Source organism: Cupriavidus sp. 2KB_3 (assembly GCF_052115685.1).
Taxonomy (GTDB): domain Bacteria; phylum Pseudomonadota; class Gammaproteobacteria; order Burkholderiales; family Burkholderiaceae; genus Cupriavidus; species Cupriavidus campinensis.
The window spans coordinates 161,549-183,484 of sequence record NZ_JBFRHD010000001.1; the positions used below are offsets into that span (position 1 = coordinate 161,549).

18 protein-coding genes are annotated in these 21,936 nt (G+C 66.7%); 8 read left to right on the forward strand and 10 right to left on the reverse strand.

Annotation, left to right across the window (positions count from 1 at the left end; all coding sequences use genetic code 11):
• Positions 1–46 precede the first annotated feature (46 nt).
• Complete coding sequence (locus tag AB4120_RS00790) at positions 47–1,267, reverse strand: CaiB/BaiF CoA transferase family protein (protein ID WP_441641745.1); 1,221 nt, start codon at positions 1,265–1,267, stop codon at positions 47–49.
• A 251-nt stretch (positions 1,268–1,518) separates the two neighbouring features.
• Between AB4120_RS00790 and alaS the strand changes: the two genes are divergently transcribed.
• The gene (gene alaS / locus AB4120_RS00795; RefSeq protein ID WP_149135468.1) at positions 1,519–4,143 is read left to right on the forward strand and encodes an alanine--tRNA ligase; all 2,625 of its coding nucleotides are present in this window, start codon (positions 1,519–1,521) and stop codon (positions 4,141–4,143) included.
• A gap of 144 nt (positions 4,144–4,287) precedes the next feature.
• On the opposite strand, the gene AB4120_RS00800 is transcribed toward alaS, so the two are convergent.
• The 3 genes from AB4120_RS00800 to AB4120_RS00810 form a co-directional block, all read right to left on the reverse strand.
• Positions 4,288–5,031 carry a slipin family protein gene (locus AB4120_RS00800; protein WP_149135469.1) on the reverse strand — a complete coding sequence of 248 codons (744 nt, stop codon included), beginning with the start codon at positions 5,029–5,031 and terminating at the stop codon, positions 4,288–4,290.
• A gap of 1 nt (position 5,032) precedes the next feature.
• Entirely contained in the window at positions 5,033–6,454 is a 1,422-nt protein-coding gene (locus AB4120_RS00805; protein ID WP_441641746.1) for an NfeD family protein, read from the reverse strand.
• 106 nt (positions 6,455–6,560) lie between these two features.
• Entirely contained in the window at positions 6,561–7,439 is an 879-nt protein-coding gene (locus AB4120_RS00810) for a LysR family transcriptional regulator (protein WP_149135470.1), read from the reverse strand.
• Between the two features lie 125 nt (positions 7,440–7,564).
• On the opposite strand from AB4120_RS00810, the gene AB4120_RS00815 reads away from it, so the two are divergent.
• The 6 genes from AB4120_RS00815 (at position 7,565) to AB4120_RS00840 (ending at position 11,801) form a co-directional block, all read left to right on the forward strand.
• Entirely contained in the window at positions 7,565–8,803 is a 1,239-nt protein-coding gene (locus AB4120_RS00815; RefSeq protein ID WP_441641747.1) for a YbfB/YjiJ family MFS transporter, read from the forward strand.
• A gap of 101 nt (positions 8,804–8,904) precedes the next feature.
• Positions 8,905–9,678, forward strand: a complete 774-nt coding sequence (locus AB4120_RS00820; RefSeq protein WP_149135472.1) for a class II aldolase/adducin family protein — start codon at positions 8,905–8,907, stop codon at positions 9,676–9,678.
• 34 nt (positions 9,679–9,712) lie between these two features.
• Positions 9,713–9,901, forward strand: a complete 189-nt coding sequence (locus AB4120_RS00825) for a 4-oxalocrotonate tautomerase (protein WP_144198100.1) — start codon at positions 9,713–9,715, stop codon at positions 9,899–9,901.
• A gap of 10 nt (positions 9,902–9,911) precedes the next feature.
• The gene (locus AB4120_RS00830) at positions 9,912–10,943 is read left to right on the forward strand and encodes a threonine aldolase family protein (RefSeq protein WP_149135473.1); all 1,032 of its coding nucleotides are present in this window, start codon (positions 9,912–9,914) and stop codon (positions 10,941–10,943) included.
• A gap of 19 nt (positions 10,944–10,962) precedes the next feature.
• Positions 10,963–11,559 (forward strand): NUDIX domain-containing protein, encoded by a 597-nt coding sequence (locus AB4120_RS00835; RefSeq protein ID WP_144198102.1) that lies wholly within the window; start codon positions 10,963–10,965, stop codon positions 11,557–11,559.
• Positions 11,560–11,573: 14 nt separating this feature from the next.
• Positions 11,574–11,801: a sulfurtransferase TusA family protein gene (locus AB4120_RS00840; protein WP_092134760.1), complete on the forward strand. Its 228-nt coding sequence runs from the start codon at positions 11,574–11,576 to the stop codon at positions 11,799–11,801.
• A gap of 83 nt (positions 11,802–11,884) precedes the next feature.
• On the opposite strand, the gene galU is transcribed toward AB4120_RS00840, so the two are convergent.
• Together galU and AB4120_RS00850 are read right to left on the reverse strand one after the other, a co-directional pair.
• Positions 11,885–12,754: a UTP--glucose-1-phosphate uridylyltransferase GalU gene (gene galU / locus AB4120_RS00845; protein ID WP_149135474.1), complete on the reverse strand. Its 870-nt coding sequence runs from the start codon at positions 12,752–12,754 to the stop codon at positions 11,885–11,887.
• 169 nt (positions 12,755–12,923) lie between these two features.
• A complete protein-coding gene (locus AB4120_RS00850) occupies positions 12,924–15,791 on the reverse strand; it encodes a valine--tRNA ligase (protein WP_149135475.1) in 2,868 nt (955 codons plus the stop codon).
• 241 nt (positions 15,792–16,032) lie between these two features.
• Here AB4120_RS00850 and AB4120_RS00855 point away from each other — a divergent pair, with 241 nt between their 5' ends.
• The gene (locus AB4120_RS00855; protein ID WP_441641748.1) at positions 16,033–18,435 is read left to right on the forward strand and encodes a UvrD-helicase domain-containing protein; all 2,403 of its coding nucleotides are present in this window, start codon (positions 16,033–16,035) and stop codon (positions 18,433–18,435) included.
• 44 nt (positions 18,436–18,479) lie between these two features.
• Here AB4120_RS00855 and AB4120_RS00860 read toward each other — a convergent pair whose 3' ends face one another.
• The 4 genes from AB4120_RS00860 to AB4120_RS00875 form a co-directional block, all read right to left on the reverse strand.
• A complete protein-coding gene (locus AB4120_RS00860) occupies positions 18,480–19,280 on the reverse strand; it encodes a BPSS1780 family membrane protein (RefSeq protein WP_149135476.1) in 801 nt (266 codons plus the stop codon).
• Positions 19,281–19,286: 6 nt separating this feature from the next.
• Positions 19,287–20,273 carry a homoserine kinase gene (locus AB4120_RS00865; protein WP_149135477.1) on the reverse strand — a complete coding sequence of 329 codons (987 nt, stop codon included), beginning with the start codon at positions 20,271–20,273 and terminating at the stop codon, positions 19,287–19,289.
• Between the two features lie 146 nt (positions 20,274–20,419).
• On the reverse strand, positions 20,420–20,788 hold the full coding sequence (locus AB4120_RS00870; RefSeq protein ID WP_092290380.1) for a DUF2782 domain-containing protein: 369 nt from the start codon (positions 20,786–20,788) through the stop codon (positions 20,420–20,422).
• A gap of 196 nt (positions 20,789–20,984) precedes the next feature.
• On the reverse strand, positions 20,985–21,932 hold the full coding sequence (locus tag AB4120_RS00875) for a TIGR00730 family Rossman fold protein (protein WP_187645127.1): 948 nt from the start codon (positions 21,930–21,932) through the stop codon (positions 20,985–20,987).
• Between the last annotated feature and the right edge of the window lie 4 nt (positions 21,933–21,936).

The window sequence follows — 21,936 nt, forward strand, 5'->3', positions numbered from 1 at the left end:
GAGAATCTCGCCTTCGGCTGCGGCCGGCGTTGTTACCGAATCGGGGTCAGACCACGCCCTTGGCGCGCAGTGCGGCGATGTGCTCCGCACTGTAGCCGAGTGTCTCGCCCAGCACCACCTCCGTGTGCTCTCCGAGCAACGGGGGATGACGCAGCGCCTCGGGCGGCGTGGCGCTCATCTTCATGGGGCTGCCGACCAGCTTGACCTCGCCGGCCGTCGGGTGCGGCAAATCGACGCGCAGGCCGCGCGCCAGCACCTGCTCGTTCTCGAAGACCTCGTCGAGCGTGTTGATCGGGCCGCACGGCACGCCGGCTTTCTCCAGATCGAGAATCCATTGCTCGCGGGTGCGCGGCTGGACCATCTCGGCGATGATCGGCACCAGCACGTCGCGGTGCGCCACACGTTGCGGGTTGGTGGCGAAGCGCGGGTCATCGGCCAGTTCCGGGCGGCCGCCGGCCGTCACGAACTTGCGGAACTGCCCGTCGTTGCCCACTGCCACGATGATCCAGCCGTCGGCGGCGTGGAAGGTCTGGTAGGGCACGATGTTCGGGTGGGCGTTGCCCCAGCGGCGCGGCGCCACGCCGCTGGCGAGGTAGTTGGTGTTCATGTTGGCCAGCATCGACACCTGCACGTCCAGCAGCGCCATGTCGATGTACTGGCCTTCGCCGGTCCGGTCGCGGTGGGCCAGCGCGGCCAGCACGGCGATGGTGGCGTACTGGCCGGTCATCAGGTCCGAGATGGCCACGCCGGCCTTCTGCGGGCCGCCGCCGGGCAGGTCGTCCCGCTCGCCGGTCAGGCTCATGAAGCCGCCCATGCCCTGGATGATGAAGTCGTAGCCGGGGCGCTGGGCGTACGGGCCGGTCTGGCCGAAGCCGGTGACCGAGCAATAGATGATGTCCGGCTTCACCGCCTTGAGCGATTCATAGTCCAGCCCATACTTCTTGAGCTGGCCGACCTTGTAGTTCTCGAGCACCACGTCGCTCTGGGCGGCCAGGTCGCGCACCAGCTGCTGGCCCTCGGGCGTGCTGATGTCGCAGGTCACCGAGCGCTTGTTGCGGTTGGCGGCCAGGTAGTAGGCGGCTTCGGTGGTGTCCCGGCCATCCTCGGCCTTGAGCCAGGGCGGACCCCATGTGCGCGTATCGTCACCTGCGCCGGGGCGTTCGATCTTGATGACGTCGGCGCCAAAGTCGGCGAGGTTCTGGGCGCACCATGGCCCGGCGAGGACGCGGGTCAGGTCGAGGACGCGGAGATGGCTCAAGGCTCCCATGGCAGTGGCGGCTCGGTAGATATAGTGGGGGAGCACTCTACCACCGGCCCGCCGCGCCGATGCACCTGTACGGGGCGGCGCCGGGCCAACGGTGGGCGATATTCGGCCATCGCCAGCGCGCCGGGCGCACGCCGCCGGGCGGCCGGCCGCGAGAATGCCCCGGGAGGGGGCTTGCCCCGTATAATCAACGGTTTGCAAATCCAACCTGACTGACTGCGCCCTGCCACGATGCGGGATGCGCCCGATACAACATGAAAGTCTCCGACATTCGCAGCAAGTTCCTGCAGTACTTCGAGTCGAAGGGCCATTCCGTGGTCCGCTCGTCCAGCCTCGTGCCGGCGAACGACCCGACGCTGCTGTTCACCAATTCGGGCATGGTGCAGTTCAAGGACGTGTTCCTGGGCACCGATAAGCGTCCCTACACGCGCGCCACGTCGTCCCAACGCTCCGTGCGCGCCGGCGGCAAGCACAACGACCTCGAAAATGTGGGTTATACGGCACGTCACCACACGTTCTTCGAGATGCTGGGCAATTTCTCGTTCGGCGACTACTTCAAGCGCGAAGCCATCCAGTACGCCTGGGAACTGCTGACCAAGACCTACCAGCTGCCGGCGGAGAAGCTTTGGGTCACGGTCTACGCCGAAGACGACGAAGCCTACGACATCTGGGCCAAGGAAGTCGGCGTGCCGGCCGAGCGCATCGTGCGCATCGGCGACAACAAGGGCGCGCGCTACGCCTCGGACAATTTCTGGCAGATGGCCGACACCGGCCCGTGCGGCCCGTGCTCGGAAATCTTCTACGATCACGGCCCGGACGTCTGGGGCGGCCCCCCGGGATCGCCCGAGGAAGACGGCGACCGCTACATCGAGATCTGGAACCTCGTGTTCATGCAGTTCAATCGCGACGAGCAGGGCAACATGACGCCGCTGCCCAAGCCGTGCGTGGACACCGGCATGGGCCTCGAGCGGATTGCCGCCGTGCTCCAGCACGTGCACAGCAACTACGAGATCGACCTGTTCCAGGCGCTGATCAAGGCCGCCGCGCGCGAGACCCATCTGGACGACCTGAACCAGAACTCGCTCAAGGTAATTGCCGACCATATCCGCGCGTGCTCGTTCCTGATCGTCGATGGCGTGATCCCGGGCAATGAAGGCCGCGGCTACGTGCTGCGCCGCATCGTGCGCCGCGCGATCCGCCACGGCTACAAGCTGGGCCAGAAGACGCCGTTCTTCCACAAGCTGGTGCCGGACCTGGTGGCGCAGATGGGCGAGGCCTATCCGGAGCTGGCCGACGCGCAGGCGCGCGTGGTGGAAGTGCTCAAGGCCGAGGAAGAGCGCTTCTTCGAGACCATCGAGAACGGCATGACCATCCTCGACACCGCCGTGGCCGACCTCAAGGCCAAGGGTGGCAAGGTGCTGGACGGCGAACTGGCGTTCAAGCTGCACGACACCTTCGGCTTCCCGCTCGACCTGACGCAGGACGTGGCGCGCGAGCAGGAGATTGCGGTGGACGAACCCGCGTTCGACGCCGCCATGAACCGCCAGCGCGAGCAGGCCCGTGCGGCCGGCAAGTTCAAGATGGCTGCCGGCCTGGAGTACACGGGCGACAAGACCGTGTTCCACGGCTATGACGAATTGGGTTTCGAGCGCGCCCGCGTGACGGCGCTGTACGTCGACGGCGCGTCCGTCGACACCATGCAGCCGGGCCAGACCGGCGTGGTGGTGCTGGATCACACCCCGTTCTATGCGGAGTCCGGCGGTCAGGCGGGCGACCAGGGCACGCTGGTGGCGGGTGCGGCTGTGTTCAACGTGGCTGACACAACCAAGGTGCAGGCCGATGTGTTCGGCCACCAGGGCACGCTGACCAACGGTCCGCTGAAGGTGGGCGACACGGTGGCGGCGCAGGTCGATGCGATCCGCCGTGCACGCACTGTACGTAACCATTCGGCCACCCACCTGATGCACAAGGCGCTGCGCGAGGTGCTGGGCACCCACGTGCAGCAGAAGGGCTCGCTGGTCGATGCCGACAAGACGCGTTTCGACTTCTCGCACAACGCGCCGCTGAGCGACGCGGAGATCCGTCAGGTCGAGGAAATCGTCAACGCCGAAATCCTGGCCAACGCGCCGACCCATGCCGAGATCATGCCGTTCGACGACGCGGTGAAGAGCGGCGCGATGGCGCTGTTCGGCGAGAAGTACGCGGATGACGTGCGCGTGCTGTCGATCGGTACCTCGAAGGAACTCTGCGGCGGCACGCACGTGACGCGCACCGGGGACATCGGGCTGTTCAAGATCGTCGTGGAAGCGGGCGTGGCCGCGGGGATCCGCCGCGTGGAGGCGATTACCGGCGACAACGCGCTGCATTACCTGCAATCGCTCGACGCCCGCCTGAACGAAGCCGCCGCCGCGCTGCGCGCACAGCCGTCGGAACTGGTGCCGCGTATCGGCCAGGTGCAGGAGCAGGTGCGGGCGCTGGAGAAGGAACTCGAGAAGCTCAAGAGCAAGCTCGCGGCATCGCAGGGCGACGAACTCGCCGAGCAGGCCATCGACATCAACGGCCTCAAGGTGCTGGCCGCCCAACTCGACGGCGCCGACGTGAAGACGCTGCGCGAAACCATGGACAAGCTCAAGGACAAGCTCAAGAGCGCGGCAATCGTGCTGGGGGCGGTGTCCGACGGGAAGGTTTCGCTGATTGCGGGCGTGACCGCCGATGCGACTGGCAAGGTCAAGGCTGGGGAACTGGTCAACTTTGTGGCCCAGCAGGTGGGCGGCAAGGGCGGCGGCCGGCCGGATATGGCCCAGGCTGGCGGGACGGAGCCGGCGAATCTGCCGGCGGCGCTGGCTGGGGTGAAGGAGTGGGTGGCTGGTAAGGTTTGAAGGTTTTACTAGCTTTTTGAGAAGGGCGCCCTGGAGTTTGGGGCGCCCTTTTTGTTTTTGTTGCGGTGGGGGATTTTGTTCGCAGGGCGATGTGAAGCATGCCGTTGCCATCAACAGCCAACGCCGCCAAAACCCAAACGCCAATTACTTCATCAACCCCCTAACCAAATCCATCGGCAACGGAAAAACAATCGTAGAACTCTTATCCCCGGCAATCTGCGTCAGCGTCTGGAGATACCGCAACTGCATCGCCTCCGGCTGTTGCGCCAGCATCTGCGCCGCTTCCAGCAGTTTCACCGACGCCTGCAATTCCCCTTCGGCGTGGATGATCTTGGCCCGCCGTTCCCGCTCGGCCTCTGCCTGCCGGGCGATGGCCCGGATCATGGTCTCGTTCAGGTCCACATGCTTGATCTCGACATTGGACACCTTGATGCCCCACGCGTCGGTCTGGGCATCGAGTACCTTCTGGATGTCGAGATTGAGCTTCTCGCGCTCGGCTAGCATTTCATCCAGTTCATGCTTGCCTAGCACGGACCGCAGCGTGGTTTGGGAGAGCTGGCTGGTGGCCTCGAGGAAGTTGGCCACCTGGATGATGGCCCGCTCGGGGTCCACGACCCGGAAATAGACCACGGCGTTGACCTTTACCGACACATTGTCGTGAGAGATCACGTCTTGTGGCGGCACGTCGAAGACGACCGTGCGCAGGTCCACGCGGACCATCTGTTGCACGCCGGGAATGAGCAGCACGAGCCCGGGCCCCTTGACGCCCCAGAATCGCCCGAGCATGAAGACCACCCCGCGTTCGTATTCGCGCAGCACGCGGATCGCGGCCACCACGAGCAATGCCAGCAGGAAGATCAGCCCGCCGAAACTGATTCCGAATGCCATATCACGCTCCGTTGTGTTCCAGGGATGCGGCCATGTCGGCCACGACTTCCAGTACCAGCCCGCGCCGCCCGGTCACGCGTACCCGTTGACCGCGCGCAAGGGGGCCTTCGCCATGAATTCGCCACTGTTCGCCGTGCAACATCGCCCAGCCGTCGGCCTGGGTGTCGTCGATGACCACGGCCAGGCTGCCGACCAGCGTGTCCGCGCCGCTGACCACGGGGCGCTTGCGTGAGCGCATCATCATCGCGGACATGCCGACCAGGAACAGCGCTGACACCCCGGCCAGCGCGGCGATCACCGTAAGCGGCACGCCGAAGCCGGGCACGTCGGTGTCGATCAGCATGACCGCGCCAAAGGCGAAGGCGATGATGCCGCCCACCCCGAGCGCGCCGAACGTCGGCAGGAAGAATTCGGCCACCATGCAGCCAATGCCAAGCGCGATCAGCGCCAGCCCCGCATAGTTGACCGGCAGCATTTGCAGCGCGAACAGGCCGATCAGCAGGCAGATGGCGCCGACGATGCCCGGCACGACCATGCCCGGCGTGGAAAACTCGAACAGCAGCGCGTAGATGCCGATCATCATCAGGATCAGCGCCACGCTGGGCTCGGTGATGACAGCCAGCAGCCGCGCGCGCCAGTCCGGGGTGACCGTGACGATGGGCGCGTCGGCGGTGTGCAGCACGCGGGACACCCCGGCCGCCTGGAGCCGCTTGCCATCGACCTGCCGCAGTAGGGCGGGCAAGTCCGGCGCCACGAGGTCGGCCACGTGCTGGGCCACCGCCTCGTCGGCGGAGAGGCTCACGGCCTCGCGCACCGCGCGTTCGGCCCAGTCGGCGTTGCGCTGGCGCAGTTGGGCCAGCCCGCGCAGGTAGGCGGAGGCGTCGTGCATCTGCTTGCGCGCCATGGTGTCCTCGTTGCTAGGGGCGCTGGCCGGTGCGCTGGCGGGGGAGGGGGCGGCGCCTGGCTTGGGGCCGCCCACCCCGATGGCGACGGGACTCGCCGCACCCACATTGGTCCCGGGCGCCATCGCGGCAATGTGGCTGGCATAGAGGATGTAGGTGCCGGCGCTAGCGGCCCGCGCGCCGCCCGGGTGGACGAAGGTCGCCACGGGGACGGGGGAGGCGAGGATGGCCTGGATGATGTCGCGCATGGCTACGTCGAGCCCGCCGGGCGTGTCCATCTCCAGCACGATCAACTGCGCGTTGTGCTTCTGCGCCTGCGCCATGCCGCGCGTGACGAAGCTGGCGCTGGCTGGCCCGATGGCGCCCTTGATCGGGATGACATAGACAGGGGCCACGCCTGCCTTCGCGGCCGGCGCGGAGGCGCCTTGGGCGGAGACCATTGGGGGCAGGGCGAAGAGCAAGGCTACCCCCAACGCCATCTGGCAAACCAAAGATCGTAGCGACGCAAAGACGAATGTCATGGCGGGGCGCGGCCCGCGAGTATGCCGTGGCCGCGCCACTTCGAGTGTAGGCGACCGGCCACATCTTGCACGCCGCGGCGCGGGCAAGGGACCCGAAGCGGAAGGGTCAGGCGGCCTTCCGCGTGGCGTCCGGGGCACCCGGCAGCATGTCGGCCAGCGCCGTCAGCGCTGCGCTGCCCATCGCCGGATGCCACGCCAGCACGGTGGTCACGTCGCCCTTGTCGCCGAGCGCGTGGATGCTGATCTCTGGCAGGTCGCGGTACAGCGCCAGCACCGAGCGCGGCATGATCGCCACGCCGATACCGGCTGCCGCGCAAGTGACGATGGCATGGTAGGAGCCCAGCTGAATCACCCGCCCCGCCGCGTGGCCATCGCGGGTGTACCACTGCTCGAAGCGCGTGCGGTAGTTGCAGCCGGCCTCGAACGCGAGCAGGGTGGGGCGCTCCAGGTCGGCGGGCGAATGGATCGGCGGATGCTTTGCGCTGGCGATGATGACCAGCTCCTCGGTGAAAGCGGGCCGGGTGACCAGTTCGGCATCGCCGAGCGGCTCGGCGACGAAGGCGCAATCGACCTCGAAGCGGCGTAGTGCGTCCAGCGCCTGCCGGGTCGGCAGCGTCACGAGTTCCAGTTCGACGTCCGGCCACGCCTGGTGATAGCGCGCCAGCACCGTCGGCAGCCGGCTGGCCGCCGTGCTTTCCATCGATGCCACCCGCAGCCGCCCATGGGGCCGCACCGGCTGCACCGCGTGGCGGGCCTCGTCGGACAGTTGCAGGATGCGCCGCGCATAGTCGAACAGCGTCTGCCCGGCCGGGGTGAGCACCATGCGCTTGCCATCGCGCAGGAACAACTCCACACCGAGCGACTGCTCCAGTTGCCGGATGCGCGTGGTCACGTTCGACTGCACGCGGTGCAGCCGCGTGGCGGCGCGTGTGATGCCACCGGCCTCCACCACGGCGCGGAAGATTTCGAGTTCGGCGAGGTCCATGATCGACTTCCTTCTTGAATTGAGATTGATGCTATCTCAATAATTCATTTTAGGTGATGGATGAATGCGACTAGGATAGTCAGGAACCCCGCTGGCCGCCAGCCGAACCCGACCCCTCCCCGATCATGTCGCTCGTGAATACCGATGTCTCCGCCGCCCAGGCCGCCTCCCAAACCGCCGGACCCTGGGCGGTGGCCATGGCCGGCTTCGTGTCGGTGGCGCTGGCCATGGGCATCGGCCGCTTTGCCTTCACGCCGCTGCTGCCGATGATGCTGCACGACGGCACCGTCACGCTGGCCGAAGGCGGGGCACTGGCCACGCTGAACTACATCGGCTACCTGCTGGGCGCGCTGCTGTGCCTGTTCATCCGCCCCGATCCCGCGCGGATGGTGCGCGTGTCGCTGGTGCTCACCGTATTGCTCACGCTGGCCATGGCGCTGCCGGGCGGCATGCCCGCGTGGCTGGTATGGCGCACGATTGCGGGCGTGGTCAGTGCGCTGGTGATGGTCTACGCCACCGCTTGGTGCATGCAGCGGCTGGACGAACTGGGCCACCCCACGCTGGGCGGGCTCATGTTCTGCGGCCCCGGCGTGGGGATTGTTGTGACCGGGCTGTCAGTGTTCGGCATGGTGGGCGCGCACTGGCTGGCGAACTGGGGCTGGATCGCCTTCACGGTGCTGGGCGTGCTGATGCTGGTGCCAGTCTGGCGCGTATTCGGCGCGCCGCCGCCGTCCGTTCCGGCGCGGGCAGGGCAGGCGGGCAGCAAGGATGCGCCCGCCCCGGCACCCCGGCTCGATCTCGAAACCTGGGCCCTGACCGTGGCCTATGGCCTCGCCGGGTTCGGCTACATCATCACGGCAACCTTCCTGCCGGTGATCGCCCGCCAGGCAATACCCGGCACGGTCTGGGCGGACCTGTTCTGGCCGATCCTGGGCGTCGGCGTGGCTGTGGGCGCCTTCCTGGTCACGCGCGTAGGCATGCATCACGACAATCGCCGCGTGGCGATGATCCTGTACACGGTGCAGGCGATTGGCGTGGCCGTGGCGGCATTCTGGCCGACCGTGCCGGGCTTCGCGTTGAGCAGCCTGCTCGTCGGCCTGCCGTTCACGGCGCTGGTGTCGTTCCTGATGCGCGAGGCGCGCCGGCTGTGGGGCGCCGCCGCGCCGAAGCTGATCGGGCTGATGACGGCCGCCTACGCCCTCGGGCAGATTGCCGGCCCGCCGCTGGCCACCACGCTGGTGGCGCGCACCGGCGGCTTTGCGGCCTCCCTGGCCACGGCCGCCGCCGCGCTGATGGTGGGGGCGGGCATCCTCGGCTGGATGGTCCGCGCCATGCCGGTGCGGCACGCTGCCGCCCCGCGCTGACTGCGCTACAGTTACGCCTGCGCCGCCCACTCGACCGGGACTGAACCCGCACGTGTCTGGAGCACGCCTCGCAGCAGGGCGGCCGCGGAGCGAATGTCCCCATGTCTTTTGCCTTGCAGCCCGCGCGTGCCGCGGGCCCGGCTGTTCCCGTCAGCGCCGAGGAGGCGCGCGTGCGCACCGATCTCGCCGCCGCCTACCGGCTGGCTGCGCTGGCGCGCTGGGACGACCTGATCTACACCCATATCTCGGCCACCGTGCCCGGTGAGCCGGACCACTTCCTGATCAACCCGTTCGGCTTCGCGTTTGACGAGATCCGCGCGTCGGACCTCGTCAAGATCAATGGCCGGGGCGAGGTGGTCGGCGAGACCGTGCACCCGGTCAATGTGACCGGCTTCGCCCTCCACGCCGCCGTGCACGCCGCGCGGGCCGATGCGCACTGCGTCATGCACCTGCACAACACGGCCGGCATCGCGGTCTCGGCCCAGGCAGACGGGCTGCTGCCGCTGTCGCAGCACGCCATGCGCTTCCACGGCCGCATCGGCTATCACGACTACGAGGGCCTGGCGTTCACTCCGGCCGAAGGGGCCCGGCTCACGGTGTCGCTGGGCCAGCACCCAGCCATGCTGCTGCGCAACCACGGCACGCTGACGGTGGGCCGCACGGTGGCCGAGGCCTACGTGCTGATGGCTACCCTGGTCAAGGCCTGCGAGATCCAGCTTGGGGCGCAGGCGGGCCGCGCCACGGTGCAGCCGCCGGCCGACGTGGCCGAGCGCACCTCGATGCAGCTGTACGACAACGGCGCCGTCGAGGGCGAGATGGAATGGCCCTCGCTGCTGCGCAAACTCGATAGAATCGATCCCTCTTACCGAGACTGAGTCTCGCAAAATCCCTAAAAAAGGAGTCAGCAGCATGCCCACGTTTCACGTCGAGATGTTCGAAGGCCGCACGGTCGAGCAAAAGCGCAAGTTTGTCGAGGCAGTGACGCGTGTCACCTGCGAGACGCTGGGCTGCTCGGTGTCGGCAGTGGACATCATCATCACCGATATCAAGCGCGAGAATTGGGCCACCGGCGGCGAGCTCTGGATCGACAAGAAGTAAAGCCCGGCCCATGCAGCACTTCGCCTCCGACAACTACGCCGGCTTCTGCCCGGAATCGCTGAAATACTTCCTCGAGGCCAACGCCAGCGGCCACGAGAAGGCCTATGGCGACGATTCCTGGACCCAGCAGGTCTGCGACCGCATCCGGGACCTGTTCCAGACCGACTGCGAGGTCTTCTTCGTGTTCAACGGCACGGCGGCTAACTCGCTGGCGCTGTCGTCGCTGTGCCAGTCGTACCACTCGGTGATCTGCCACGAGCTGGCGCACATCGAGACGGACGAGTGCGGCGGGCCGGAATTCTTCTCGAACGGTTCCAAGCTGCTGACGGCGCCCGGCGTCAACGGCAAGCTGACCGCCGATGCGGTGGAGGCGCTGGTCACGCGGCGCACGGACATCCACTATCCGAAGCCCCGCGTGGTCTCGCTCACGCAGTCGACGGAAGTCGGCACGGTCTATACGGTGGAGGAAGTGCGCGCCATCGCCGCCATTGCCAAGCGGCGGCAGCTGCGCGTGCACATGGACGGCGCGCGCTTCGCCAATGCGGTGGCGGCGCTCGGCGTGCATCCGTCCGAGATCACCTGGCGGGCCGGCGTGGATGTGCTGTGCTTCGGCGGCACCAAGAACGGCCTGCCGGTGGGCGAGGCCGTGGTGTTCTTCGACCGCCGCCTGGCCGAGGATTTCGCCTACCGGGTGAAGCAGGCCGGGCAGCTGGCGTCGAAGATGCGCTTTATCTCCGCGCCGTGGCTGGGCATGCTCGAGAACGATGTCTGGCTGTCCAACGCCCGGCATGCCAACGCGATGGCGCAGTTGCTGCACCAGCGCATCGTCGATATTCCCGGCGTGCGGATCATGTTCCCGACCGAATCGAACGCGGTCTTCGCCGAACTGCCGTTGCCGGCCATCGAGGCGCTGCGCGCCAAGGGCTGGCTGTTCTACACCTTCATCGGCGCGGGCGGTTGCCGGCTGATGTGTTCGTGGGACCTGCAGCCCGAGACCGTAGAAGCGTTCGCCGCCGATATTCGCGCGGCCTGCGCCCTCTGAACCCCTGGAGCCCCCTCCGATGCAACCGTACCGTTTCTGCCCCCAATGCGGGGCGCCGCTGGAACACCTGCCGATGTCCGGCCGCTATCGCCATGCCTGTGTGCAGGACGGCTGCGGCTTCGTGCACTGGAACAACCCGCTGCCGGTGCTGGCGGCGGTGGTCGAGTACGAGGACAAGCTGCTGCTGGCGCGCAACGCGGTATGGCCGGAGGGGATGTTCGCGCTGGTCACCGGCTTCATGGAGCGCGACGAGACGCCGGAGCTGGGCGTGGCGCGCGAACTCAAGGAGGAGACCAATCTCGACACGGAATCCGCGTCGCTGATCGGCGTCTACGAGTTCATGCGCAAGAACGAGTTGATCATCGCCTATCACGTGAAGGCGACGGGGCGCATCGAACTGTCCGAGGAACTGGCCGAATACAAGCTCGTGGCGCCCGAGAAGGTGCGGATCTGGAACGCCGGCACCGGCTTTGCCGTGGCCGATTTCCTGGAGCGGCGCGGGCTGCCCGTGCGCTTCTTTGACCGCGCCTCGGGCGAGGACATCCCCGACCCGCGCCGGCCGACAGACTTCAGCCTGGTCGCCGCTTCGTTACAATACGGCATCGACCAAAAATAAGTGGGATGAGAGGAATGGACTTCCAGAAAGAAGTGGACGCGCGCGGCCTGAACTGCCCGCTGCCGATCCTGCGGACCAAGAAGGCGCTGGCGGACATGGCCAGCGGCGACGTGCTCAAGGTGCTGGCCACCGACCCGGGTGCCACGCGTGACTTCCAGGCCTTCGCCAAGCAGACTGGCAACGAGCTGCTGTCGCACGCCGAGGTGGACAAGGTGTTCGTGTTCTACATGAAGCGCCGCTAAGGCCGCCTGGGCTATCTGGGCCCATCTGGCCACAAAAAAAGCCGCCTCGATCGAGGCGGCTTTTTCATGCCGGGGCGGCGCGCTTATCCGCGCTGGGCCAGATAGGCGCGGAATTCGTCGCGCACTTCCGGGTGCTTCAGGGCGAACTCGACGGTGGCCTTCAGGTAGCCGAGCTTGCTGCCGCAGTCGTAGCGCACGCCATTGTAGCGGTAGGCCAGCACCTGCTCCTGGTCGAGCATCGACTGGATGGCATCGGTCAGCTGGTACTCGCCGCCGGCACCCGGCTTCAGTTCGCGGATATGGTCGAAGATGCGCGGCGTGAGGATGTAGCGGCCCACCACGCCAAGGTTCGACGGGGCGTCTTCGGGGGCCGGCTTCTCGACGATGCCGGATATCTTGATCACGCGCTCGTCCCATTCGCGGCCTTCCACCACGCCATAGGAGCGGCTTTGCTCCGGCGCGATCTCTTCCACGCCCAGGACCGAGCAGTTGTAGTGGTTATAGACGTCGACCATCTGCTTCATGATCGGCACCTCGCCGTCGAGCAAGTCATCCGCCAGCATGACGGCGAACGGCGTGTCGCCGACCAGCTTGGCCGCGCACAGCACGGCGTGGCCCAGGCCCAGGGCCTCGGGCTGGCGCACGTAGTAGCACTCCACGTGCGACGGCTTGATCGAACGCACCACATCGAGCAGGGCCTGCTTGTTCTTGGCCTCCAGCTCCATTTCCAGTTCGTACGCCTTGTCGAAATGGTCCTCGATGGCGCGCTTGGAGCGGCCCGTGACGAAGATCATTTCCGTGATGCCGGCGGCCATGGCTTCTTCCACGGCGTACTGGATCAGCGGTTTGTCCACCACTGGCAGCATTTCCTTGGGACTCGCCTTGGTCGCAGGGAGGAATCGGGTACCTAGCCCAGCGACCGGAAAGACGGCCTTGGTGACGCGGTTTTCCATTTCAGCTTTCCTTTTCAATCCGGTGTAACACCGTGCCGTACAGGGAGGGCGCCGTCTGTCCGGCTTCGTCCGACGCTGACGTAATGGTCACATGTCGTTACACATGGACGAGGCCGGATGCCAGTCGAGTCGCAACTTCCGTGCCGGCGACGCAGAAGTGGCGGGCCCGTCAGGCGGGCAGACGCTGTAGTTGATCCTGGAGCTTGGCCAGCGTCTGTTCGAAATCCGACAAACGCTGTGTTTCCTGCGCCACAACCGCGGGCGGCGCCTTGGCCACGAAGGCTTCGTTGGTCAGCTTGCCCCGGCATTTGCCGATTTCGTTGCTGATCCGGTCGATCTCCTTGCCCAGGCGCACGCGCTCGGCCGCGACGTCGATCTCGATCTTCAGCAGCAGGTGATTGCCGCCGACGATGGCCACCGGCGCCCCGGCGCCTTCCTTCTGGAGGGCGACCTCGTCTTCGAACACCTTCACCTCGGAAAGTTTCGCCAGTGCCTGGATTTGCGCCGCGGCGGCGTTCAGGAATGTGCTGTCGCCGCGGGCGTAGAGCGGAATGCGCTGGGCCGGCGAGATGTTCATCTCGCCACGCAGGTTGCGGCAGGCATCCACCACGGCCTTGAGCTGGGCCACCCAGGCTTCGGCGGCTTCGTCGATCTTGGCGGCGGCTGGCAGCGGGTAGTCCTGCAGGGCGATGGTCTCGCTGCCGTCACCCTTGGCGCGCCCGGCCAGCGGGGCCACCTTCTGCCAGAGTTCCTCGGTGATGAACGGGATGATCGGGTGCGCCAGGCGCAGCACCGTCTCCAGCACACGCAGCAGCGTGCGGCGCGTGGCGCGTTGCTGGGCCTCGGTGCCGGTCTGGATCTGCACCTTGGCGAGTTCCAGGTACCAGTCGCAGTACTCGTCCCAGACGAACTTGTAGATTGCGCTGGCGATATTGTCGAAACGATATTCGTCGAAGCCCTTTTCGACTTCGCCCTCCACGCGCTGGAGCAGCGAGACGATCCAGCGGTCAGCCTGCGAGAAGTGCAGGTAGCCGTCCGGGCCGCAGTCGTTGCTGCACGGGCCCATGCCGCAGTCATGGCCTTCGGTGTTCATCAGCACGAAGCGGGTGGCGTTCCAGAGCTTGTTGCAGAAGTTGCGGTAGCCCTCGCACCGGCCGGTGTCGAAGTTGATGTTGCGGCCCAGCGTGGCCAGCGAGGCGAAGGTGAAGCGCAGGGCGTCCGCGCCGAACGCGGGAATGCCGTCCGGGAACTCCTTCTTGGTCTTGGATTCGATGCGCGGCGCGTCTTTCGGGCGGCGCAGGCCGGTGGTGCGCTTCTTGAGCAGCGGTTCGAGTTCGATGCCGTCGATCAGGTCCACCGGGTCGAGGGTATTGCCCTCGGACTTGCTCATCTTCTTGCCTTCGGAGTCACGCACCAGGCCGTGCACGTACACGGTGTGGAACGGCACCTGGCCGGTGAAGTGCTTGGTCATCATGACCATGCGGGCCACCCAGAAGAAGATGATGTCGTAGCCGGTGACCAGCACCGACGACGGCAGGAAGTGCTCCAGCTCCGGCGTCTTTTCTGGCCAGCCGAGTGACGAAAAAGGCACAAGCGCGGACGAGAACCACGTGTCCAGCACGTCTTCCTCGCGGCGCAACGGGCCGGTGCTGCCGGCTGCCTGGGCCTTGGCGCGGGCGTCTTCCTCGGTACGGGCGACAAAGCAGTTGCCGGCGTCGTCGTACCAGGCCGGGATCTGGTGGCCCCACCAGAGCTGGCGGCTGATACACCAGTCCTGGATGTTGGCCAGCCACTGGTTGTAGGTGCTGTTCCAGTTCTCGGGCACGAGCTTGATCTCGCCGCTCTGCACGGCGTCGAGCGCCACTTCGGCAATCGAGCGGCCCGGATAGAACGTGCCCTCGGGAGCCGGCTTGCTCATGGCGACGAACCACTGGTCGGTCAGCATTGGCTCGATCACGGTGCTCGTGCGCTCGCTGCGCGGCACCATCAGCTTGTGCTTCTTGACCTCGCCCAGCAGGCCCTGTTCCTTCAGGTCGGCCACCATCTTTTCGCGCGCCGCGAAGCGGTCCATGCCGGCGTAGGCGGCCGGCGCGTCGGCGACAATCCTGGCGTCCAGCGTCAGGATCGAGAGCTGCGGCAGGTTGTGGCGCTGGCCCACCGCGTAGTCGTTGAAGTCGTGGCCCGGCGTGACCTTGACCACGCCCGTGCCGAACGCGCGGTCCACGTATTCATCGGCAATGACCGGAATCTTGCGGTCGGTCAGCGGCAGGTGCACGAACTTGCCGATCAGGTGCGCATAGCGCTCGTCCTCGGGGTGGACCATCACGGCGGTGTCGCCGAGCATGGTTTCCGGGCGCGTGGTGGCCACGGTCAGGTGGGTCAGGCCGTGCACGGCGTCCGGCTCGGCCAGCGGGTAGTGGATGTGCCAGAGCGAGCCTTCCTCTTCCACGCTGTCCACTTCCAGGTCGGACACGGCCGTGCCCAGCACCGGGTCCCAGTTGACCAGGCGCTTGCCACGGTAGATCAGGCCCTGTTCGAACAGGCGGACGAACACCTCGGTCACGGCCTGCGACATCTCGGGCGACATCGTGAAGTACTCGCGCGTCCAGTCGATCGACGCCCCCATGCGGCGCACCTGGCGCGTGATGGTGGAGCCCGACTCCTCCTTCCACTCCCAGACCTTCTCGACGAACTTCTCGCGGCCGAGGTCATGGCGCGACACGCCCTGGGCTTCCAGCTGGCGCTCCACCACGATCTGCGTGGCGATACCCGCGTGGTCGGTACCCGGCACCCACAGCGTGTTGGCGCCGCGCATGCGCGCGTGGCGCGTCAGGCCGTCCATGATGGTCTGGTTGAACGCGTGGCCCATGTGCAGCGTGCCGGTCACATTGGGGGGCGGCAGCTGGATGGCGAAATCGGGACGATTGGCGTCCATCGTGGGCTGGGCGATGCCGCGGCGCTCCCATTCGGGGCCCCATTTCGCCTCGATGGCGGCGGGTTCGAAGCTCTTGGCAAGGGACTGGTCTTGGGCGGTCATGCTTGGGGATGTCGAGGTATGCGGGTCGGGGCTGGCCGCTGGGCGGACTGATCGGATTCCATCGAAAACAGTCGGGGCGCCACGGCGTCGGGCCGGGAAAACGTCAAATTATAGGGGAGGCGGGGGTGCCGGTGCGCATTTGCCGACGTCGACCGCCGCCGGGCGCCGCTGGCGGCCCCGGTCCCCCCGGTATAATTGCCGCCATTCCCCGGCCCCACGCGGCCAAAAGGCCCCTTCCCCGATGTCCAGCCTGCTTGCCAATCTCAACGCCGAACAACTCGCCGCCGTCACGTTGCCCGATGAACCGGCCCTGATCCTGGCGGGGGCGGGCAGCGGCAAGACGCGCGTGCTGACCACCCGCATCGCCTGGCTGATCCAGAACGGCCGGGTGTCGCCGGCCGGCGTGCTGGCCGTCACCTTCACCAACAAGGCGGCCAAGGAGATGCAGACCCGGCTGTCATCCATGCTGCCCATCAACACGCGCGGCATGTGGATCGGTACCTTCCACGGGCTCTGCAACCGGATGCTGCGCGCGCACTTCAAGGACGCCGGGCTGCCGCAGACCTTCTCGATCCTGGACACCCAGGACCAGCTTTCCGCGCTCAAGCGGCTGCTGAAGTCGCTGAATGTCGATGACGAGAAGTACCCGGCCAAGAACCTCCAGTACTTCATCAACAACGCCAAGGAGCAGGGGCTGCGCCCCCGCGACGTGGAGGCGAACGACGATTTCAACCGCCGTTTCGTCGATCTGTACGCCGCCTACGACGAGCAGTGCCAGCGCGAAGGCGTGGTCGATTTCGCCGAATTGCTACTGCGCTGCTACGAACTGCTGCGCTACAACGACGCCATCCGCCAGCACTACCAGCACCGCTTCCGCCACGTGCTGGTGGACGAGTTCCAGGACACCAACGTGCTCCAGTACCAGTGGCTCAAGCTGCTGGCCGGCTATGGCACGGGCAGCGCGGCGGCGGTGTTCGCCGTGGGCGATGACGACCAGAGCATCTACGCGTTTCGGGGTGCCAACGTCGGCAATATGCGCGACTTCGAGAACGAATTCCGCGTGCGCCACCTGATCAAGCTGGAGCAAAACTACCGTTCGCACGGCCACATCCTCGATTCGGCCAACCATCTGATCGCCCACAACGCGCGGCGGCTGGGCAAGAACCTGCGCACGGATGCCGGCCACGGCGAGCTGGTGCGGGTGTTCCAGGCCGGGTCGGACGGGCAGGAAGCCTCGTGGATCGTCGAGGAGATCCGCGACCAGATCGCTCAGGGGATGTCGCGCTCCGAGATTGCCATCCTGTATCGCAGCAACGCGCAGTCGCGGGTGATCGAGCACGCGCTGTTCTCGTCCGGCATCGCCTATCGGGTGTACGGCGGCCTGCGCTTCTTCGAGCGGGCTGAAGTGAAGCATGCGCTCGCTTATCTGCAACTGATCGAGAACCCGCGCAACGACGCGGCGTTCGGGCGGGTGGTCAACTTCCCGACGCGCGGCATCGGGGCGCGTTCGCTGGAGTTGCTCCAGGACGCCGCGCGCCAGTACAACGTCTCGCTCTCCGAGGCCGTGGCCCACGTGCCGGGCAAGGCGGGCAGCACGATGGGTGCGTTTATCCGCCTGATCGACCAGATGCGGGCCGAGACGCGGCGCATGACCCTGCCGGAGACGGTGGAGTACGTGATCAACACCAGCGGCCTGATCCAGCACTTCCAGACCGAGAAGGAAGGTCAGGACCGCATCGAGAACTTGCAGGAACTGGTTACCGCCGCGCAGGCCTTTGTGGTGGAAGAGGGCTACGGGCTCGACGCACTGGCCAGCGTGCTACCCGCCAACCGGATCGGCGACGCCGCGCCGGTGCTGGCCGATGGCGACCAGGTGCTCCAGGTGCTGGATCCCGAGCAGTTGCCGGTGGTGATGACGCCGCTCGTGGCGTTCCTGACCCATGCCTCCCTGGAGGCCGGCGACAACCAGGCCCAGGCTGGCCAGGACGCGGTGCAGATGATGACCGTGCACGCGGCCAAGGGCCTCGAATTCAACGTGGTGTTCATTACCGGCCTGGAAGAAGGGCTGTTCCCGCACGAGAACAGCGCCATGGAGGCCGATGGGCTGGAGGAAGAGCGCCGCCTGATGTACGTGGCGATCACCCGGGCGCGCGAGCGGCTCTATATGTCCTTCGCCCAGAGCCGTGTGCTGCATGGCCAGATGCGTTACCACATCCGCTCGCGGTTCTTCGAGGAGTTGCCGGAGGCGTCGCTGAAGTGGATCACGCCGCCGGCGCAGGCCTACGGTTCGTACAGTGGGGGCGGTGGCGGCGGTTATGGCCGGGAGGGCTATGGCCGCAACCGCCAGGGCGGGGAGCGGGAGAGCGGCTGGGGCCGCGACTGGTACAAGAAGCCCGAGGACGTGCCTTACAGCGGCACCCGGCCCACGGGCGGCATGGACACCGGCAAGACCTACGCCGAGGAAAAACGCGCAGCCGACACCGGCTTCCGGGTCGGCCAGAACGTGTTCCACAACAAGTTCGGGGAAGGCAAGATCACGGCGCTGGAAGGCGAGGGCGCCGACGCGCGCGCCAATATCAACTTCAAGCGCCACGGCGCCAAGTGGCTGGCGCTGGCGGTGGCCAAGCTCGACACCATCGACTGAAACCGGCACCTGGCCGGGGTTGCCCCGGCCAGGTGCCTAACACGTCACGGATTGACGTTCTGGGCGTCGGTGGCCTCGGCCGGCACGATGTTGAAGCACCCGCGATAGGTGGCGTAGAACGAGCAGTACAGAATCGCCAGCATCAGCAGCGAGTACGGCGTGACCAGGAACGACAGCACCGTCTCCGCGCCGATCGCGGCGAAGATCACTTCCAGGAACAGCGGCAGCGCCACGATCAGGACGGCGAACAGCCCGGCGTAGGCGAAGAACGCGCCCCGGTTGCGCCAGCAGGCCGTCCAGCTGAAGAACAGCGCCTTCACCGGCGGCACGCCGTGCCAGGCGGTCAGCATCGGCGCGAACCAGAACAGCATTGCGATCGGCGTGTAGAGCGCCGCGCCAGTCAGCATGGCCAGGTAGAGCTGGCGCATTGCGTCCGGCGTGGGCTCCTCGCCCTTCAGCACCACCTGCGCCAGCGCGCCGATATCGACCAGCGACGTGGCGATCAGGCTCAGCAGGAACACCATCGCGGCATAGATGCCGCCCAGCACGAACAGATGCCGCATGGCCTGCTTGCCATTGCTGCGGAACCCCGCCAACAGCACCGTGGGTAGCACGCGCTTGCTCTGGATGACATCGCGGCAGGCCGTCATCACCCCCACATTGATGCCCGGCGTGACCACTAGCAGCGCGATGATGCCGAACAGCGGCACGAAGATCGCGAGTTGTGCGGCAATCAGGTAGATGAACAGCAGCATCAGGAACGCGAGCGGGTTCTTGCGGAACAGCCAGATGCCCTGGCGGAACCAGACGTAGCCTTCCTTGGCGGGAACTTCCAGTAGTTGCATGGCGAATCAGATCCAGGGGAGCGGTGCGGCACCGTCGAGACGGCGGCGCAGGATGCGTTCGAAGTGGGTCGGATCGTGCGGCTGGAGCATGTCGGCCTCGCGCGGCAGGAAAAAGTCCCACAGACGCGATACCCAGAAGCGCAGCGCACCCGCGCGGAGCATGTCCTGCCAGTGCGCGGCCTCGATGGCCGTGAGTGGCCTCACCGCATGATAAGCCCGCAGCATGGCCTGCGCGCGGTCAACGTCCAGCGCGCCGGTGGGCAGGTCGATACACCAGTCGTTCACGGTCACGGCCAGGTCGAACAACCACTTGTCGTTGCCGGCGAAGTAGAAATCGAAGAAACCGCCGAGTTTCGGCGCGCCGCTGGCGTCGGTGTCGAACAGGACATTGTCACGGAACAGGTCGCAGTGGCACGGGCCGCCGGCCAGCGCGGCGTAGTCGGCGCTGCCGAAGAACGCGGTCTGGTGGGCGATCTCGCCGGCCAGCAACTGGCGCTGGGCCGGGGCGAGGAACGGCAGGATTTCGGGTTCGGTCTGGCGCCACCAGGCCAGGCTGCGCAGGTTGGGCTGCTGGCGCGGATAGTCCTGCCCGGCCAGATGCATGCGGGCCAGCATGGTGCCCACCTCGGCGCAGTGGCTGGCCTGCGGGGCCAGTTGCGAGGCCCCGGAGAGCCGCGTGACGATGGTCGCCGGCTTGCCCTTGAGCGCGCGCAGGATCTCCCCGTCGCGCGCGGCCACGGGCGCCGGCACGCTGATGCCATGCCGGGCCAGATGATCCATCAGGTGCAGGTAGTACGGCAGCTGCGCGAAGCTCAGCCGCTCGAAGATGGTCAGCACGTACTCGCGCGTGACGCCATCCTGCTCCATGGTCAGAAAGAAATTGCTGTTCTCGATCCCGGAAGCAATGCCGCGCAGCGCGCGAACTTCGCCAAGGTCGTAGTCAAGCAGCCAGCGGGCGATCTCGTCCTGCGAGACCGTGGTGAATACGGCCATACTGTTTTATTGGTGCGAATCGGGCGCGGCAGGCCGTTCTGGACAAAGGCCGTCCGCCGCCGCGGCATGACTGCCGGAGGGCCGGCGCGATCCGGTCGGGCGTTGTCGTCCGGCCGGGTCGTGGGTGAATAGGATCGTTGAGACGCTCAGAATTTCAGGTTGACCGACGGCACGCGGTTCACGTCATGGTCACGAATCTTGGGCGAGCTGTCTTCCGGCTTGCTCATCTCGTATTTCGTGCCCACGCCGGAGCGCACCTGGATATCGGTGGCCTGCCCCTTGTTCCGGTACTCGGTCACCTGGGTCCCATCGCGCTCGCGCAGCACGAAGCTCGGCTCGCGCGGCTGGTTGAGCTGGCTTTTCGACGCGGGGGCGATCGGCTGATTGTTGATCTGGTTCAGTTCTTGTTGTGTCAGCGCACTGCTTTCCGCGTTGCCCTGTGCGGCGGCCAGGGCCGGCACGAGTGCCAGCACGGTCGCGGCAAGCACGGCAGCCGGGTGCGAAGGGGAGGTCATCTGGGGCTCCTGTGCGTGCGGGCCGGCAGGCCCCGCCACGCGGATTGAGTCTGCGGCCCGGCGGCGCCGGACCTGGCAGACTGACAGGCTTCCATTCTAGCAATTCCTGCCGCCCACGGGCCGCTCTCGTGACCCCCGGGGCACCCCGGCACGTGCGTCCTGCGCCCCCTCGCCGACCGGAGACGCCGCCAATGCCTCACAGATAGAACATTTCTTCCTTCGGCGGGATCGGGTGGTCGCCGCCGCGCTTCTCGTAATAGTCATAGACCGCTTCCAGCACTTCCTGGGGCTCGTCCACGATCTTCATCAGGTCGAGGTCATGCTCGGCGATCAGGCCCATCGGCAGCAGCGTGAAGCGGAACCAGTCCAGCAGGCCCTTCCAGAACCGGCTGCCGTACATCACCACCGGCACCGAGCGCGACTTGCCGGTCTGCACCAGCGTGAGCACCTCGGCCAGCTCGTCCAGCGTGCCGAAGCCGCCGGGCATGACGATGAATGCGTCCGAATTCTTCACGAAGGTGACCTTGCGCGTGAAGAAGTGGCGGAAGCGCATGGCGATGTCCTGGTACGGATTGCCCTGCTGCTCGTGCGGAAGCTCGATGTTCAGGCCCACGCTGGCCGACTTGCCGGCGTGCGCGCCCTTGTTGGCCGCCTCCATGATGCCGGGGCCGCCGCCGGAGATCACCGCGAAGCCGGCGTCCGAGAACAGCCGGGCGATCTCGATGGTCTTCTGGTAGTACGGCGAGTCCTCGCGCAGGCGTGCGCTGCCGTAGATCGAGACGGCCGGGCGGATCTCCGAGAGGTACTCGGTGGCCTCGATGAACTCTGCCATAATCGTGAACATTTGCCACGAGGCACGCGCCTTCTTTGCGGTGGCGCGGTCTTCATCTGCCAGCGCGCGCAGGCTCGGAATCATCTTGCGCGGGTTGGCGCGCGCTGCTGCCGCCGCGGCGGCTGCATCCTGGGCTTCGGGCGATTTGCCCGCCGCCGCGGCATCGGCTTTCGCGGCGATGGCGGCGGCATGCGCCGAGGCTTTCTCGGGCGGCGGGTTCACGGTATCGCCGGAGATGTCGGAAACGTCCGTATCGGCCTGGGGGCCGGTCGCCGCGCCACCAGCTGGGGCGCCAGTCAATTTAGAGTCCATGGGA